At 43.7% G+C, this 16,004-nt stretch carries 13 protein-coding genes and 3 pseudogenes; 13 read left to right on the top strand and 3 right to left on the bottom strand.

Going from position 1 to position 16,004, the window contains the following annotated elements; translation table 11 throughout:
- Positions 1–74: 74 nt before the first annotated feature.
- Together F6K64_RS14730 and clpS are read right to left on the bottom strand one after the other, a co-directional pair.
- Positions 75–368 (bottom strand): DUF2103 domain-containing protein, encoded by a 294-nt coding sequence (locus F6K64_RS14730; RefSeq protein ID WP_008186027.1) that lies wholly within the window; start codon positions 366–368, stop codon positions 75–77.
- A 4-nt stretch (positions 369–372) separates the two neighbouring features.
- Positions 373–693: an ATP-dependent Clp protease adapter ClpS gene (gene clpS / locus F6K64_RS14735; RefSeq protein ID WP_071105615.1), complete on the bottom strand. Its 321-nt coding sequence runs from the start codon at positions 691–693 to the stop codon at positions 373–375.
- Positions 694–1,045: 352 nt separating this feature from the next.
- Here clpS and F6K64_RS14740 point away from each other — a divergent pair, with 352 nt between their 5' ends.
- The 8 genes from F6K64_RS14740 to F6K64_RS14775 all read left to right on the top strand — a co-directional run bounded on the left by F6K64_RS14740 (position 1,046) and on the right by F6K64_RS14775 (position 12,542).
- On the top strand, positions 1,046–2,167 hold the full coding sequence (locus tag F6K64_RS14740; RefSeq protein ID WP_287265687.1) for a sensor histidine kinase: 1,122 nt from the start codon (positions 1,046–1,048) through the stop codon (positions 2,165–2,167).
- Positions 2,168–2,303: 136 nt separating this feature from the next.
- The gene (locus F6K64_RS14745) at positions 2,304–3,500 is read left to right on the top strand and encodes an RNA-guided endonuclease InsQ/TnpB family protein (RefSeq protein ID WP_071105613.1); all 1,197 of its coding nucleotides are present in this window, start codon (positions 2,304–2,306) and stop codon (positions 3,498–3,500) included.
- Between the two features lie 139 nt (positions 3,501–3,639).
- A complete protein-coding gene (locus tag F6K64_RS14750; protein WP_287265689.1) occupies positions 3,640–5,568 on the top strand; it encodes a tetratricopeptide repeat protein in 1,929 nt (642 codons plus the stop codon).
- 1,182 nt (positions 5,569–6,750) lie between these two features.
- Positions 6,751–7,101 carry a hypothetical protein gene (locus F6K64_RS14755; RefSeq protein WP_287265691.1) on the top strand — a complete coding sequence of 117 codons (351 nt, stop codon included), beginning with the start codon at positions 6,751–6,753 and terminating at the stop codon, positions 7,099–7,101.
- A 154-nt stretch (positions 7,102–7,255) separates the two neighbouring features.
- Entirely contained in the window at positions 7,256–9,358 is a 2,103-nt protein-coding gene (locus F6K64_RS14760) for an NACHT domain-containing protein (RefSeq protein WP_287265693.1), read from the top strand.
- Between the two features lie 79 nt (positions 9,359–9,437).
- Positions 9,438–9,779, top strand: a complete 342-nt coding sequence (locus F6K64_RS14765; RefSeq protein ID WP_287265694.1) for a hypothetical protein — start codon at positions 9,438–9,440, stop codon at positions 9,777–9,779.
- Positions 9,780–9,986: 207 nt separating this feature from the next.
- Positions 9,987–12,329 (top strand): NACHT domain-containing protein, encoded by a 2,343-nt coding sequence (locus F6K64_RS14770; protein ID WP_287265695.1) that lies wholly within the window; start codon positions 9,987–9,989, stop codon positions 12,327–12,329.
- Positions 12,330–12,365: 36 nt separating this feature from the next.
- Entirely contained in the window at positions 12,366–12,542 is a 177-nt protein-coding gene (locus tag F6K64_RS14775; RefSeq protein ID WP_287265696.1) for a hypothetical protein, read from the top strand.
- A gap of 18 nt (positions 12,543–12,560) precedes the next feature.
- Here the strand turns inward: F6K64_RS14775 and F6K64_RS14780 are convergent, their stop codons facing one another.
- Complete coding sequence (locus F6K64_RS14780; RefSeq protein ID WP_287265697.1) at positions 12,561–12,746, bottom strand: hypothetical protein; 186 nt, start codon at positions 12,744–12,746, stop codon at positions 12,561–12,563.
- 459 nt (positions 12,747–13,205) lie between these two features.
- Between F6K64_RS14780 and F6K64_RS14785 the strand changes: the two are divergent.
- The 5 genes and pseudogenes from F6K64_RS14785 to F6K64_RS38905 form a co-directional block, all read left to right on the top strand.
- Positions 13,206–13,647 (top strand): annotated as a pseudogene (locus F6K64_RS14785) (transposase); the annotation flags it as partial.
- A 403-nt stretch (positions 13,648–14,050) separates the two neighbouring features.
- The gene (locus F6K64_RS14790) at positions 14,051–14,263 is read left to right on the top strand and encodes a hypothetical protein (protein WP_287251826.1); all 213 of its coding nucleotides are present in this window, start codon (positions 14,051–14,053) and stop codon (positions 14,261–14,263) included.
- A gap of 26 nt (positions 14,264–14,289) precedes the next feature.
- Positions 14,290–14,702 (top strand): annotated as a pseudogene (locus F6K64_RS14795) (transposase); the annotation flags it as partial.
- 45 nt (positions 14,703–14,747) lie between these two features.
- A complete protein-coding gene (locus tag F6K64_RS14800; RefSeq protein WP_008183453.1) occupies positions 14,748–15,329 on the top strand; it encodes a TetR/AcrR family transcriptional regulator in 582 nt (193 codons plus the stop codon).
- A gap of 401 nt (positions 15,330–15,730) precedes the next feature.
- A pseudogene (locus tag F6K64_RS38905) lies at positions 15,731–15,835 on the top strand (serine O-acetyltransferase); the annotation flags it as partial.
- Between the last annotated feature and the right edge of the window lie 169 nt (positions 15,836–16,004).

Below are 16,004 nucleotides of genomic sequence, written 5' to 3' on the forward strand. Positions count from 1 at the left end.
GGGTTGATTTCAAGCAATGCCCACCCTACAACTAAATTCTAAATTCTAAATTCTAAATTCTAAATTCTATCTACTTATCGTTTTAGTGATTGAGCGATCGCTTTTTCTAATTCCACTTTACTCAAGTTGGTGAGGATGAACACCTCTTGAAAGCTTTTACCAGACCTAGCAATCACCTTGAATCCCCCACGAATTGGCACTGATACTTTTAACTGTAATTTAGGACAGTGACTTCTTGCCCGCCCAAGGACAGCAGGGGTAATGGTTTGAATACCTGGGTAATCGGTGAGTCGTTGGAGAACTGGAATGAGACCCTGAATGTGGGTAGAGTGATTCCAAACCAGTCTGCCGTCTTTGGGTTGGCTCATAATACTATGTAGCCTCCAAGGGAGCCATGGTTAAGCCAGCACGAGAAAGCTGTTGGTGGTAGAGTTCCGCTTGTTCCTGGGGACCGACCCAAACAATGGCTTGACCTTCGTTGTGAACTTGATGGGTGAGCTCCCAGGCGTGATCATTTGTCATCCCAGGGATATACTTGACCAGACAGTCGTGAACATGCTGAAACGTGTTAAAATCATCGTCTAACACAATTACCTTATATTTGGGATAAGGCTTTCGGGTAACTTGACCAGAGCGTTCAGGAGCTTTGACTGGTGCAGCAAATGTAGCTTTATAAGCTGCTGATATTACCATAGTCGCACATAGGTTACCAGAATAATTTACAAAAAATTATGATCTAACTCAAACCATTCCTTCCAGTTTACAAAAATTGAAACGCGCTGCATAGTGGCGGTGAGAAACAAGGAAAATTAACAATTGGACTAAGCCTTTAATCCCTAAGGGTTTCAACGACCTTGGCTATTGGCAATTTTTTCTTTGCCTGTAAAGCCCAATTTGCCATAATGAAGCGAACTCAGGCTGCTGTTTGTGTAAGGGGGAAGTTGCTGAGGGGCTGTGTGCAATGGTTTGCCGACCCACTAATTAGCCCGCTCCCCATACATCAATGACAGGGGTTTCCACTTCTGACTTACCAACAAAAGATTCAATGAATGCTTTACCTCTAACCCGCCCTTCCAAAAAAGATCAGATTTTGGCTGTCGATGATTCCCCTGACAACTTGTTTCTACTGCAGACGCTTTTAGAAGAAGAGGGGTACGAGACGAGTTTGGCCGAGAATGGTCGGGTTGCCCTAGAGCAAATAGAGATATCTCCGCCGGAATTGGTGCTATTGGATGTGATGATGCCAGAAATGGATGGCTTTGAAGTAACCAAGCGCATCCGCTCCAATCCCAAGTTACCGTTTATACCAATTTTGTTGATCACCGCTTATGATCATCCCAGTGTGGTCAAAGGACTGGATATGGGGGCGGATGATTTTATTCGTAAACCAGTAGAAGTAGATGAATTGCTGGCCAGAGTGCGATCGCTTTTGCGCCTCAAACATAGTGTGGATGAACGGGACGAAATTGCTCGGCAACGAGAAGATTTTGTCTCTCGGCTTACCCATGACTTGCGCACCCCTTTAGTAGCAGCAGATCGCATCCTAAACCTGATGCAGCAGGGAGCTTTGGGAGAAATTCCCCCTCCAGTCCTGGAAGCCATAGTCACCATGACTCGCAGTAACCACAATTTGCTGACTATGGTGAATACGTTACTAGAAGTCTATCGCTATGAAGCCGGTCGGAAGTATTTGTCTTTCTCTGCCATTCCTGTACAACAGGTTATTGAGGAAGTCATCCAAGAACTGTCTGCCCTAGCTCGTGATAAAAAACTGTCTTTGGACTATCAGAGCGCGAATCAGCTTAACTCCATAGTGATGAGCGATCGCTTAGAATTGCACCGATTGTTCACCAATTTGGTAGGAAATGCCATTAAATTCACTGACAATGGTTCTGTGACGGTTCGTCTGAGGAATAGTCCCAACACTAGTGAAGGGCATCAGACGTGGGTGGTGATTGAGGTGGAAGATACTGGTTTTGGTATATCCCCAGAAGACCAAAAACAGTTGTTTGAACGGTTTCGCCAGGGTAGCCACAAACGCTCAGGTAGTGGTTTAGGACTATATCTTTCCAAACGAATTCTCGAAGCTCATCAAGGAACGATCAAAGTTAAGTCTGAGTTGGGTAAGGGGACTTTGTTTACTGTAACATTGCCGAATCATCCTTAAGAGCAAGGAGACTCCCGTTATACCCGAAGGGTTAGCGGGAGACGGGGCTTATAAAGTGCGGACGCAGGTTCCGCACACAGCCCCTCAGGAATTGTGTCCACTTGACATTTCACACGGAACAGCTTAAAATGTGAGCATGAATGAAAAAGCTTACCGTTACCGTTTTTACCCAACCCCTGAACAGGAGAATCTGTTGAGGAGAACTCTAGGTTGTGTAAGGCTTGTTTACAACAAAGCTTTAGACGCTAGGACGAAAGGATGGTATGAACACCAAAAACGGATCAGCTATAAAGAAACTTCCTCAATGTTGACAGAGTGGAAAAAACAGGATGACTTATTATTTTTAAATGAAGTCAGTTGTGTTCCACTTCAACAGGGATTAAGACACCTTCAAACTGCTTTTACGAACTTCTTTGCGGGTTGCACTAAATATCCAAACTTCAAGAAAAAGCGGAATGGTGGTAGTGCAGAATTCACCAAATCTGCATTTAAATGGAAGGATGGCCAGATCTATTTGGCTAAATGCAAAGAACCTTTGCCTATTCGGTGGAGTCGTCAGTTACCTGCAAACTGCAATCCAAGTACCGTTACAATTAGTTTAGATCCGTCCAATCGTTGGCATATCTCAATCAGGTTTCATGACCATAGAGACTTGAGTTTGCCCCCAACGGATAAACGAGTTGGCTTTGATCTAGGAATTACCAGTCTAATTACAACCAGTGACGGGGATAAAATTGCCAACCCCAAGCATTTCAAAAAGCTAAAGAAAAAACTGGCTAAATACCAAAAAGCTTTGTCGCGAAAACAGAAGGGATCTAACAATCGTAACAAAGCCAGGTTAAAGGTTGCCAGGGTACACGCAAAAATCAAAGACGCTAGAAGAGATTTTACTCACAAGCTAACTACTCAACTGGTCTCAGAAAACCAATTGATTGCGTTTGAGGACTTAGCTGTAAAAAACATGGTCAAAAATCACAAACTAGCTCAGGTAATCAGTGATGCAAATTGGGCAGAAATAATCCGTCAGGTCAAGTACAAGTCAGAGTGGTACAACCGTAAAGCTGTTTCTATTGACAGATGGTTTCCCAGTAGTAAGTTGTGTTCTGTATGCCTCAATCGCGTCGAATCTTTACCTCTAAGCATCCGAGAGTGGGATTGTCCATTGTGTAACACTCACCACGATCGCGATATTAACGCATCAATTAATATTTTGGCGGCAGGGCTTGCCGTGTCAGTCTGTGGAGCGACCATAAGACCTGAACAGAGTAAGTCTCGGAAGGCGGGTGCGAAAAACTCCCAAAAAGGGAGAAGGAAGCAGAAACCTAAGTCGTGAGTCTTAGGAATCCCCCGCTATAATCGCCAGATTTAGCGGCGGGAGGATGTCAAGTTGACGGTTAACTAGACTTGCCAGAAGTCTATTCTGATTTTGAGCTATTTTTGAGGAAAGTCGGCACTAATCAGGCAAAAGGTTTATGTCTAACGAGATGGGATTGGGCGATCGCTATTTTGAATTAATCGATGACATTGTCAAAACTACCCTGAAGGGGAAGATCCGTTCTAAATCCCAGGTCTATCAGATGTTGGTGGCGGGTGTTCAGGTTGGCACCGGGGAAATTTTTGAACGTTGCCTTGATCAGCGCTTCGATATGACTCAGGCAGAAATAGATAATCCTAAAAGTGAGTTGAAGCAAGCCAAAGCAATTCGGAAACTCAGGGCGCTTAATACGATTCGTGGTGAATGGGAACAGTGGCAGGAAGAAAACCGAGTTTCTGAAACTATCACTAGCGCTATTCAATCCATTACTACTGCTGAACCGGCTGAGCGCTTTACGGCTTTATTGCGAGTGATTGACCCCAATCAACAACCACCGCTAACTTTACAACAACTGGCGAGCCTGGCTAAACCCCTAAAGCAACAGGCACAACAAGCTTCTGAATCTGATACTGCTAGAGACCTTGGACAACTGGCGGCTGGGATTACGGCGGGTTTGGCATCTTGGCAACGCTTGGAAGATTATCTAGTCAGTTGGATTTATGACCAAAGTCGAGGCTCACTGGGATTTGAGGGTACTCCGGAACAGCGTGGCCCTTGGGGGCTGTGGGGGAAAAAGGTCGATAGCCCGTTACCCCAGTCTTTATTTCAAACTCTAGCGCTAAATCAATCCTTCCATGAATGGGCAGATACTCAGCCCAGTTTGGAACTAGAGGCTTGGGTGGAATTGGCTGTGATTCTCCAGTGCTTGCAGCGAGGACTGGTGAATTGGTTCGATAAAATGGTATATGACTCCAAGATGGGAGCAAAGTTATCGATTTCTACCTTTATCATATTTGCTGTCATTTGGTCTAGGTTAGCTAATGTTTTGAACCAGACAGCAAGTAGTAGCAACGGCAATGCGATGCTCGGTACGAGCCGCTACGCGATCGCAAATGGCTGTTTTCAGGTTTGTCTGCAAATTCTGCGCACCTTTGCCCAACGGGACTACTTCCCCCTCTACGGTGGTGTGTTTGCTAACTTTAGCGGCAACTATCTCCAAGATGCCCTGAATTACCTAGATGAACCCCTGCGGCAAGTAGACCGAACCGAGGAGAAAGCCCGGATTCTAACCTTGTTGGGTTATTCCCTTTGGTCTCAAGGAGCCTATGATCGAGCCAATAACTTCCATCAGCAAGCCTTAGATATTGCCCGTGAGGCTGGGGATAGATTGTGTGAAATTGCTAATTTCAATCACCTCAGTCGGATTTGTGTCGAGCAAGAGAATTATGCTGATGCCATTAACTATAGTCAACGAGCATTAATACTGGCTCGTCAAGCTGGAGACCGGTTAGGGGAAGCTAATGCTTTAGTGAATTTCGGCTACAGTGAAGTGTTTCAAGCTCAGGATAGCCAACAAGCAGAACTAGAGGTGTATGAAAGTGCCATTAACTATCTAGAACAAGGTCGATTATTGTTAGAACGATTAGGGGATTCTCCAGCAGGGAGTTATGGGGTCGGGCAAAGTAAAGCCTTGTGTTTCAGTAGTTTGGGAATTGCCCATGTCGTAGTTGAGCAGTATCAAAAAGCGATCGCATTTTTAGAACAAGGCTGGCAAGCCGCCCAATTTTCTGGGGATTTGTACTTACAAGGCGTGAATTTGGCCTACCTAGCCCAAGCTTGCTACAGCCAGCAAGATTGGCAGAAAGTGATTTACACCGCTAGTTTAGGAGCCTATCTATTAGAGCAAATTGGGTCTGAAGATTGGCGCAAACCAGCCGGTTTGTTAAGTATTTTGCAAGGACAAATGGGGCAAGAAGGCTTCCAAACCCTTTTGGCACAGCAACGGTCAAAAATTATTCCTGTCATTGGCGTAGATGGCTATGACTATATTCCGGAATTGCTAGCAAAATACTTGGAGTCTATTTAAGCCTGTAGGGTGGGCAAAAACCGTTTCGTTCTTTTGAGTCTTCTAGATAATCTTACTTTGCCCACCCTACTAGTTGTAGTTGTAGGGTGGGCAAAAACCGTTTCGTTCTTTTGAGTCTTCTAGATAATCTTACTTTGCCCACCCTACTAGTTGTAGTTGTAGGGTGGGCAAAAACCGTTTCGTTCTTTTGAGTCTTCTAGGAGAACTTTGCCCACCCTACTAGTTGTAGTTGTAGGGTGGGCAAAAACCGTTTCGTTCTTTTGAGTCTTCTAGATAATCTTACTTTGCCCACCCTAGTAGTTGTAGTTCTAGGGTGGGCAAAAACCGTTGCGTTCAAATTACTCTTATAGATAATCTTACTTTGCCCACCCTAGTAGTTGTAGTTGTAGGGTGGGCAAAAACCGTTTCGTTCTTTTGAGTCTTCTAGATAATCTTACTTTGCCCACCCTACTAGTTGTAGTTGTAGGGTGGGCAAAAACCGTTTCGTTCTTTTGAGTCTTCTAGATAATCTTACTTTGCCCACCCTACTAGTTGTAGTTGTAGGGTGGGCAAAAACCGTTGCGTTCTTTTGAGTCTTCTAGATAATCTTACTTTGCCCACCCTACTAGTTGTAGTTGTAGGGTGGGCAAAAACCGTTTCGTTCTTTTGAGTCTTCTAGATAATCTTACTTTGCCCACCCTACTAGTTGTAGTTGTAGGGTGGGCAAAAACCGTTGCGTTCTTTTGAGTCTTCTAGATAATCTTACTTTGCCCACCCTACTAGTTGTAGTTGTAGGGTGGGCAAAAACCGTTTCGTTCTTTTGAGTCTTCTAGATAATCTTACTTTGCCCACCCTACTAGTTGTAGTTGTAGGGTGGGCAAAAACCGTTGCGTTCTTTTGAGTCTTCTAGATAATCTTACTTTGCCCACCCTACTAGTTGTAGTTGTAGGGTGGGCAAAAACCGTTTCGTTCTTTTGAGTCTTCTAGATAATCTTACTTTGCCCACCCTACTAGTTGTAGTTGTAGGGTGGGCAAAAACCGTTGCGTTCAAATTACTCTTATAGATAATCTTACTTTGCCCACCCTACTTTAATCAGAGAACTTTGCCCACCCTACTTGAATTTGTATTTTTATAACTAGATTCCGGAATGGCTAGCCAAATACTTGGATTTTTAAGTAGGTGCACAAAATTAATGTCACATCATGAAACCGACCCTAACTAAGATCCTTCCTAGGTTTGGGAAACAGACAAGCCTAGCCTTGACAGCCCTAGCCTTAACTGCTGGCATCGTCTCTAATGTCCAGGCTCAGTCATTGCCCTCTGACTTCAAATTGCCCCAACAGTCACGTGGCTTCTTTGTTGATAGTACCAATAGCAGTCAACGGTTCTTTGAGGAAGGAATGTCTATGGGTGAAACAGAAATTAAAAATCTGCTCAACAACAAGCTTTCCTCAGCAGATTCTATCCTTGAAATTAGTGATGAAGTTGTCAATCGAGAAGACATCTTGGAACTAGAAAATCATCAACAATTGCTCGATGATGGTGATAGCTGATAGCTGTTGGCGTGAGTGCGTAGGGTGCTTCGCGGTGAAATGTAACGCACCATCTATAGCTAGAAAGCGATCGCACTATTTGATTTTTACTTGGCTATATCGATAGCAATTCGTTAAAATTTCATAGATTCATAAAACAGAGGTTGTTTCAGAGATGAACCTTGCTGAATATCTGACCAATCCCAACGTCCTTCAAAGACTACTCCAGTTACTACTAGGACTACTTATCTGTATTCTCGGACTTTTGAACAATCGCTTTGAGCAGCCAAAAACTCTCTTTCGCAAAATTCTAGTAATTGCTGTATGCGTAATAGTTTATGTATTCTTAGCTCATCAAGCAGAAAATTTAGTTTCTCAAAAATCAGCAGAACAGGATACCCAGTGGTTCCAAGAAGTCTACTGGATTTTAGGTATTGGTTACCTCTTCGTCTTACCTACAATTTGGTATTTGCTGACAACTAGGCCAGGAAAGCAAACTCAAATCTCTAGACAGATTCCACAGGCAAAGTTACAGCGATGGCGCAGGGATTTGCTCGGAGCAATGGCAGCTGAAGTTAACATGCGCCTTGATGACTCCCTGCACAATCACCACTTGATTCAGTTGGTAATGGCAGACAAGAGAGAGCAAGTGGGTCGTCCAGAAAAAATTACTGTGAATCCTAGCAATTCTCCTCCATGGTGGAAACAGTTGCTCAAGTTTCGTCGAGTAACTACAGAGTCTGAACCAGGTCAAAAGGTTATTGAGGTATTTAACCAAGAAGATATTGCCGGGAAACTGTTGATTCTTGGTGCGCCTGGTTCTGGAAAAACCACCATGCTGTTGGATTTGGCCAAGGATTTAATTACACGTGCCCAGCAGCAGGAAAACCAACCAATTCCAATTATTGCTGAACTTTCTGATTGGAAAGATAATAAGCAGCCAATTGCTGAATGGTTGGTGGCTAATTTAAATTTTCGTTATAATCTCCGCAAAGAGATTACTCAGGAGTGGATTACCACCGGTAAGTTGTTACCTCTTCTGGATGGTTTGGATGAGTTGGGTTTAGAGCGGCAAAGGTTATGTATTCAGCAATTAAATCAGTTTCTCAAAGATGTTCCTCAAATTGTGGTCTGCTGTCGTGAAGAAGAATACAAAGCCGGTGAGCAAATTCTGGAGATGCGGGGAGCAGTCTGTTTGCAACCTTTGAGCGATCAGCAGATTGAAGCTTATTTAAAGGGGTTAAACTGTCAGCAACTCTGGCCAGGAATTCAGCAAGATTCAGAGGGATTGCTAGAGTTAGCCAGAATGCCCTTGCTATTGCACTTGATTCCCGTTGCTTATCCCGATGGGTTGAAGCCAGTAGAGAGAGAGCTTAAGGATCCTAAAGCAAAGGAAGACTATCAGAACCAATGCCGTCAAAAGTTATTTCAGGATTACATTGACCGTAAACTAAAGGAATCCCATAACCGTCGAGGTTATTCAGAAGAGGAAACAAGGCGCTGGTTAGGCTGGCTTGCTAAAGGATTGAAGGAGGAAAAACAAACGGAGTTTTGGATTGAAAAAATGCAGCCTGATATGTTGAATAAATCCCGAAAAAAGGGTTTGTATCAGCTGAGTCTTGGGCTGGTTTATGGGCTGATTTTTTCAATGATTTTTGATCTGAGTCTTGGGCTATTTTATGGGGTAATTTATGGGCGATTTTTTAATAAAGTAGATCTTTCTAAAACTATTACACTTTCATGGAAAGACAGAAAAAAAATAATTGAAGAGCTGATTTATGGGCTGATTTATGGGCTGAGTGTTGGGCTAATTTATGGGCTGAGTGTTGGGTTGAGTGTTGGGCTGATTAGAGGGCTAATTATAGGGCTGCTTTATGGGCTGATTAGAGGTCTGAGTGGAGAAGAAGTAAAAACCAGAAATAAACCCAATCAGAGGATTAAAGAATCCGCTAAAAATACCGTTATTCTTAGTATAATTAGTTTCCCTGGAACTTTCTTGTTGTTTGTATTACCTGATCTAGTATCAGGAGAGAATGTTAAACTACTCAGCATGTTAATTGGTGCTTCTGGGATGGCAATGTTAATTGGCTTTTCATATGCTGGCAGACCTGTCATTCAGCATTTCGTCCTCCGCCTCATTCTCTGGCGCAGTGGTTCAATCCCCTGGGATTACGCCCATTTCCTGAGCTATGCCACAGAACGCCGCTTGATCAAGCAAGTCGGTGGACGCTATCGATTCATCCACGATTTGCTGCGAGAGCACTTTGCCACAACCTAGTGTTGAGAGTGTGGAACCATGTCACCTTTGTAATTATAGCAGTCGCCAGCGATGCAGCGCGGTCTTGGGGGTTTCCCCCATGAGCGACTGCATCAAGACAGAGCAGTTAGGACATGACAAAAGTCCAAACCTAAGTAAGCGCAAGAGTTTGACTTCTGACTTCTGCTATAAGTACATCGATCGCCCCGATCTCACCACACTTACCACACTTCCCACACTCCCTATTCTTATTGATCCATCGGCAGACTTTTATGGAATCCCCCCAAGTGCGATCGCACTTTTAGGATGCTTCGCGGTGAAATGTAACGGACCATCTATATCTAGAAAGCGATCGCACTCCCCCCACTTACTACACTTGGCTCACTGCACTGTTTTATCAAACTGCCTAGACTATTTAATTTTTTATATCAAGTCAGGATAATTATCCTTAATAAAAATCTCCCCATCTCCCCATCTCCCCACCCTCTGCTTAATTATGGATATTCAAGCAGACTTGATATAGCGTTTCTAGGATTTATGAGGTACGCTTCTCAACCTCAAAGTCCCCCTTGATAAGGGGGATTTAGGGGGATCTCTTTGGACTTCATGGCATATATAATTGCTATATTATTGGCTCTCTCGATGCTAATTGGTTAAAATCTCAGAGAGTGATAAAACAGAGGTCGCTTCAGACATGAACCTTGCTGAACTTCTGACCAATCCCAATGTCCTTCAAATACTACTCGTTGTAGAACTAGCACTACTTCCCTCTCTTGGCGCACTTTTGATCAATCGCTTTGACCAGCAAAATACTCGCCTTCGGAGAATAATAGTAATTGCTCTATGCACAATTTATGGAGTCTTAGTTCTTGCAGGAGGACATTTAGTTTTTAAACCATCCGCACAACAGAATAGCGAGTGGTTCCAACAAGTCTACTGGATTTTAGGTATTGGTTACTTATTTGCCCTACCGACAATTGGGTATTTGTTAAAAACTACAATATCTAGAAAAATTCCAAAGGCAAATTTACAGCGATGGCGGAAGGACTTGCTGGGAGCAATGGCAGCTGAGGTTAACATGCGCCTTGATGACTCCCTGCACAATGACAACTTGATTAAGTTGGTAATGGCAGACCACAGGGAGCAAGTGGGTCGTCCAGAAAAAATTACCGTTAATCCTAGCAATTCTCCTCCAAGGTTGAAAAGGTTGCCCAAGTTTTGGCGAGTAACTACGGAGTCTGAACCAGGTCAAAGGCTTATTGAGGTATTTAACCAAAACCATATTGACGGGAAACTGTTGATTCTTGGTGCGCCTGGTTCTGGAAAAACCACCATGCTGTTGGATTTGGCCAAGGATTTAATTACACGTGCTCAGCAGCAGCCAGACCAACCTATTCCAATTATAGCTGAACTTTCTGATTGGAAAGATAACAACCAGCCCATTGCTGAATGGTTAGCAGCTTATTTAAAGTTTCGTTATAATCTCCCCGAAGCCATTACTCAAGAGTGGATTACCACCGGTCAGTTGTTACCTCTTCTGGATGGTTTGGATGAGTTGGGTTTAGAGCGACAGAAGTTATGTGTTCAGCAATTAAATCAGTTTGTCAAACACGTTCCTCAAATTGTGGTTTGCTGTCGTAAAGAAGAGTACGAAGCCGATAAGCAAATTCTGGATATGCGCGGAGAAGTCTGTTTGCAACCTTTGACGGATCAGCAGATAGAAAATTATTTAAACGGGTTCAAGGGTCGCCTCTGGCAAGGAATTCAGCAAGATTCAGATGGGTTGCTAGAGTTAGCAAGAATGCCCTTATTATTACATTTAATTCCCGTTGCTTATCGGGATAGAGATTTGTTGAAGCCAGTAAAGAAATATTTTAAGGATGCTCAAGCAAAGGAAGACTATCAGAACGAATGCCGTCAAAAGTTATTTGAGGCTTACATTGACCGTAAACTAGAGGAAAACCATGACCGTCGAGGTTATTCGGAAGAGGAAACAAGGCGCTGGTTAGGCTGGCTTGCTAAACAATTGAAGGAGCGACAACAAACCGAGTTTTTGATTGAAAAGATGCAGCCCGATATGTTGAATACTCCCATAAAAAAGTGGTTGTATAAGCTGATTACATTGCTGATTTTATCGCTGGGAATTGGGCTGATCAATGGGCTGATCTATGGGCTGATTGGTGACGGTAATATGATTATTAATCTGATTATTAATCTGATTGTGTGCCTTATTCTTGGGCTGTTTTTTTGGTTGCTTTTTGTGATAGAATTTGTGCATATTACGCTAAAATCTGGGGTAATTAATGATCCTGATGACATGAAGAATATAAATCTTTTTGAAACTATAAAATTTTCATGGAAAGAAGGAAAACAGAAGCTAATGATTGAATGTCTGATTTTTGGGCAGTTTATTGGGCAGATTATTGGGCTTGTTTTGGCAATAAATGAATGGCTGAATATAGGGGTGATTAATGGAATAACTGGGCTGATTAAATGGCTGATTGCTTTGCTGATTGCTGGGCTGATTGTTGGGCTGATTGTTGGGCTGATTATTGGGCTGTCACTTTTTATGATGGTAGTGCTGTTTGATGGGCTGAGTTTTGAGCTGACTGGAGAAGAAATAAAAAACAGAAAAAAACCCAATCAGGGTATTAAAGAATCTGCTAAAAATACCGTTATTCTTAGTTTAATTATTTTTGCTGGAACTTTCTTGCTGTCTGTATCACTTAATCTAGTTCCGGCAGAGAATGTTGAACCAATCAGACCGTTAATTGGTGCTTCTGGGATGGCAATGTTCTTTTGCTTTTTAGTTCCTGGCAAACCCGTCATTCAGCACTTCGTCCTCCGCCTCATTCTCTGGCGCAGTGGTTCAATCCCCTGGAATTACGCTGATTTCCTGAGCTATGCCACAGAACGCCGCCTGATCAAGCAAGTGGGTGGACGCTATCGATTCATCCACGATTTGCTGCGGGAGCACTTTGCCACAACCTAGTGTGGGGGTGAATAATGGAATGATTTTAAAAGTTTTGTGGAACCGGCATCTTGCGTAGAACGGGCATCTTGCGTGGAACTGGCATCTTGCGTAGAACTGGCATCTTGCCTAGAACTGGCATCTTGCCTAGAACGGGCATCTTGCGTAGAACTGGCATCTTGCCAGTTTCAATATATTTTCGAGCGGGCAGGATGCCCACTCTACTCCTATTGATTCCTTAACTCCCTATTCTTATTGATCCATCGGCAGACTGATATCCAAAAAAATAACGAACTTAGCATCAGGCATGAGCCGCTTCAGAGCCTGCACATAGCTTTTAGCATCACAAAGTTTGTCAAACCGAGCGAAAACGACTGGTGGCATGGGTGGCAATAGCCTCACCAGTACCCATGGGTATAGGCTTCGACCATAGTACATAATGAGTGTATCTCCTTTAAGTGGGAGCCAGAGCCAGCCTTGGCCTGAGGAATATCCGTAGGCTGGCTCTTGCCGTTAATTTTAAAGTGGGCAATTTTATTGTAGCACAAAAAATATTATATTATAGCATATTTTGAAAAGTTTTGTAAAAAAATTTTGAGGGAGTCGGGAATCGGGAATCGGGAATCGGGAATCGGGAGTCGGGAATCGGGAATCGGGAGTCGGGAATCGGGAATCGGGAGTCGGGAATCGGGAATCGGGAATCGGGAGTCGGGAATCGGGAATCGGGAGTCGGGAATCGGGAATCGGGAATCGGGAGTCGTCAGAACAGGAGNGCTGCATCGCTAATCAATAAGTTTTAACCTTTTTATGCATAGCCTGCCAACCATAAAGGCTCCACTCTCCTAAGGTTTCGTCTCCGGGATAGAATCCAGGGGCTTGCGCCCTCAGGGTCTTCGGTCATACCAGGAGGTGAATGAACGTCGGTTACAAATTATGCATAAGTGTTCCCAAACAAAAATCAGACGAGGATTAAACTTAATTATTGATGATTCGGGGCATAGAAAAAGTGGTAACTTTACTAAGGTCGTTGTCCGACAGTATATTGGTGAAATTGGCAAAACAGACAATGGAATAGTCATGGGTTACACTCATCTGTATGACGAAAAAAAGCCTACCATTAGACATAGAGTTGTCCCAACACGCTAATTCATTGCCCTCAGGAAAAAAAGACGAATAATTTAAAAATAAACCTGAACTCGCTTGAGAGTTAGTAGATAGAAGTCTAAGCAGAGGATATAAACCGGGAGTGGTACTAACTGATACTGGGTATGGGAATAACTCAACATTAGTGAAAGAATTGGAAAAAAGACGATTGAACTATTTAGAGGATATCTCCCAAGTTTTTTGATACTGAATTTTGCCCCCCTAGCCCCCCAATTCTGGGGGGAACAAGAATCAATTTGCGGCTAAAAGTCCCCCAAAATTGGGGGATTTAGGGGGCTTTGATGTAGCAAATGAGACTTCTCAGACAACCTCTTAGTAGGGTTGGCCAAAAACCGAAGAGGCGCGCGTTCCAATGGGCAGGTAAACTGCCCTTGGGTCGCGCCTCAAAGTAATAATAAAAACCGAGTCAAGGACAGAAACAGAACAATAAATTCGATTAGACGAGTTAGCGCGCGTCCCTATCAAAAGAGGACTTAACTCCGGTTAAACTCAATCTAAAAAAGCCGAAAACCCTTTGGGTAGCTACCTTCACCGGGAAAATCTCAGCTAATGAAGGAGAAAAGAGTTTTGCTATCGTCATGAATGCCAACTCAGCACCAGGAGCCTCAGATATCGGCGTTGCTGAATCAAGGAATGAATACGCGATCATCTGGTTTTGGTCAAGCCCCCGTGGGTCCCCCAGCGAGCAATCCCTCGCTGGGGGACGCAAGAAAGTCTTATTCCCCCACCGGTGCGCTTTCCGTCGGCGAATTAAATTCGCCACGGGTCGCACCGCAAAATTGGGGGGCTAGGGGGGCAAAACCATACCCAGAATCAGCAACGCCCAGATATCGACTACTTTATGACTAACGTAGAGTCATCAATAGTAAACCCAGAGTGGATAGTTCAAACTTATTCTCAAAGGAATTGGATTGAAGTCTTCTATCGTGAAGCTAAAGGCTGGTTAGGTTTACGAAAATATCAAGTGAGGAATAAACGCAGTTTACTAAGGCATTTTCTTTTAGTTTATTGTGCTTATAATTTTATCATTTGGCATCAAATTACTGGGGGGTTAAGAAGGCAATGGGCTAATAAACCTTGGCCAAAGGCCACCCTACGCGAATGAACACCTTTACAGAAGCAATGGATGCAAATCGTACTGCAATGTCTTTCCGGTTCTTTAATTGGCTTACCTACCATCAGGAGGTATTTGCCTCTTATCAAGCCACTTTGGGGTATATTTGGGCTTGATTTTTGTCTAAGTCCCAATAGTCAAAATTGTGCTAACCTAAAACTATGGTTGGAAGAAAGCTAGAGTTCGACCGGGAAGAAGCCCTAGAAAAAGCTATGGACTTGTTCTGGTCTAAAGGCTACAATGCTACCGGGCTCAATGACCTGCTCAAGCACATGGGCATCCAACGCCAAAGCCTGTACAACACCTTTGGTAGTAAACATTCTCTGTTTTTGGAGGCAGTACAGCACTATGGACAAACCGTAGTCTGCTGCATTGAGCAACGGTTGAATGAACCGGGCTCTCCCTTAGAAAACATCCGTAATCTAATCAGAGGGTTGGCTTCTGAGGCTATCTGTCCCAAATATCGTGGGTGTATGATGGCCAATACCATGATGGAGTTGGCTCCCCATGACCCAGCAGTGGCTAAGATGGTTCAGTGCCTAACCCGGCAGGTGGACAAAGCCTTGGAGCGGGCATTAGAGAGGGCTGTAGCCGCTCAGGAGTTGCCAAGGGAGGCTAATCCACGTCAACTCGCTCGCTTTCTACATCATGTTATATTGGGATTCAATGTCCGAGGTAAAATACATCCAAGTTGTTCTTATCTAGATGACATTCTGGAGGTAGCTTTGTCTGTACTCGAATAATCGGTTCAGAGGTAGCAAAATTTTTTTTGGTCATTTTTTGACTAAATGGTCAAAAAATACCGTGATTTGATCCAATCACCCCTGGTTCAATGGGTGCATCTCATATTTGAAAATTTTGCGTAGGGTGCGTTAGGGGGGCCGAGGATTTTCTCGGTAACCACGGTTAGGTTGCTGCCCGTAACGCACCACCGAGTAAAACAGCTTTAATGAGATGCACCTGCTTAAATCCCGAAATAATTCTCAAAAGCTCAGGAAGTCATAGTCATTCAGGAGACATGTCAATGCTACAACCTATTACGTTTACTAGAAGCCAAGACATCAGTAGCAAATCCCAAACCGTTGATGTACCAACAAACCCCGCTGCACCATCTGATGCTTCTTCTAGGTCTACTACTTCCTCCCTGGCTTTTGGTTGGTGGCAAACCCTTTGGGCAGATATCGACGTTATTTTCACAAGAGACCCCGCTGCCCGAAATTGGCTAGAAGTACTCTTTTGCTATCCTGGCACAGGACAAACTGCCCGATGTAGAGGCCAAGCTAATTCGGACATTGATAGACCGCATTGCTACTTTGGAACAACAGGTGCAGGATTTGAAGCAGCACGAACAGACAGCAATTCATTAAGTAATGGGTAATGGGTAATGGGTAATGGGTAATTGACCCAACTATACTTGA

Origin of the sequence: Moorena sp. SIO3A2, from assembly GCF_010672265.1 — a bacterium.
GTDB classification, from domain to species: Bacteria; Cyanobacteriota; Cyanobacteriia; order Cyanobacteriales; family Coleofasciculaceae; genus Moorena; species Moorena producens.

What these genes read in the sequence shown, in the direction of transcription:
- F6K64_RS14730 (WP_008186027.1), bottom strand. Translation starts at nt 368, where the DNA reads ATGAGCCAACCCAAAGACGGCAGACTGGTTTGGAATCACTCTACCCAC.
- clpS (WP_071105615.1), bottom strand. Translation starts at nt 693, where the DNA reads ATGGTAATATCAGCAGCTTATAAAGCTACATTTGCTGCACCAGTCAAA.
- F6K64_RS14740 (WP_287265687.1), top strand. Translation starts at nt 1,046, where the DNA reads ATGAATGCTTTACCTCTAACCCGCCCTTCCAAAAAAGATCAGATTTTG.
- F6K64_RS14745 (WP_071105613.1), top strand. Translation starts at nt 2,304, where the DNA reads ATGAATGAAAAAGCTTACCGTTACCGTTTTTACCCAACCCCTGAACAG.
- F6K64_RS14750 (WP_287265689.1), top strand. Translation starts at nt 3,640, where the DNA reads ATGTCTAACGAGATGGGATTGGGCGATCGCTATTTTGAATTAATCGAT.
- F6K64_RS14755 (WP_287265691.1), top strand. Translation starts at nt 6,751, where the DNA reads ATGAAACCGACCCTAACTAAGATCCTTCCTAGGTTTGGGAAACAGACA.
- F6K64_RS14760 (WP_287265693.1), top strand. Translation starts at nt 7,256, where the DNA reads ATGAACCTTGCTGAATATCTGACCAATCCCAACGTCCTTCAAAGACTA.
- F6K64_RS14765 (WP_287265694.1), top strand. Translation starts at nt 9,438, where the DNA reads ATGAGCGACTGCATCAAGACAGAGCAGTTAGGACATGACAAAAGTCCA.
- F6K64_RS14780 (WP_287265697.1), bottom strand. Translation starts at nt 12,746, where the DNA reads ATGTACTATGGTCGAAGCCTATACCCATGGGTACTGGTGAGGCTATTG.
- F6K64_RS14790 (WP_287251826.1), top strand. Translation starts at nt 14,051, where the DNA reads ATGAATGCCAACTCAGCACCAGGAGCCTCAGATATCGGCGTTGCTGAA.
- F6K64_RS14800 (WP_008183453.1), top strand. Translation starts at nt 14,748, where the DNA reads ATGGTTGGAAGAAAGCTAGAGTTCGACCGGGAAGAAGCCCTAGAAAAA.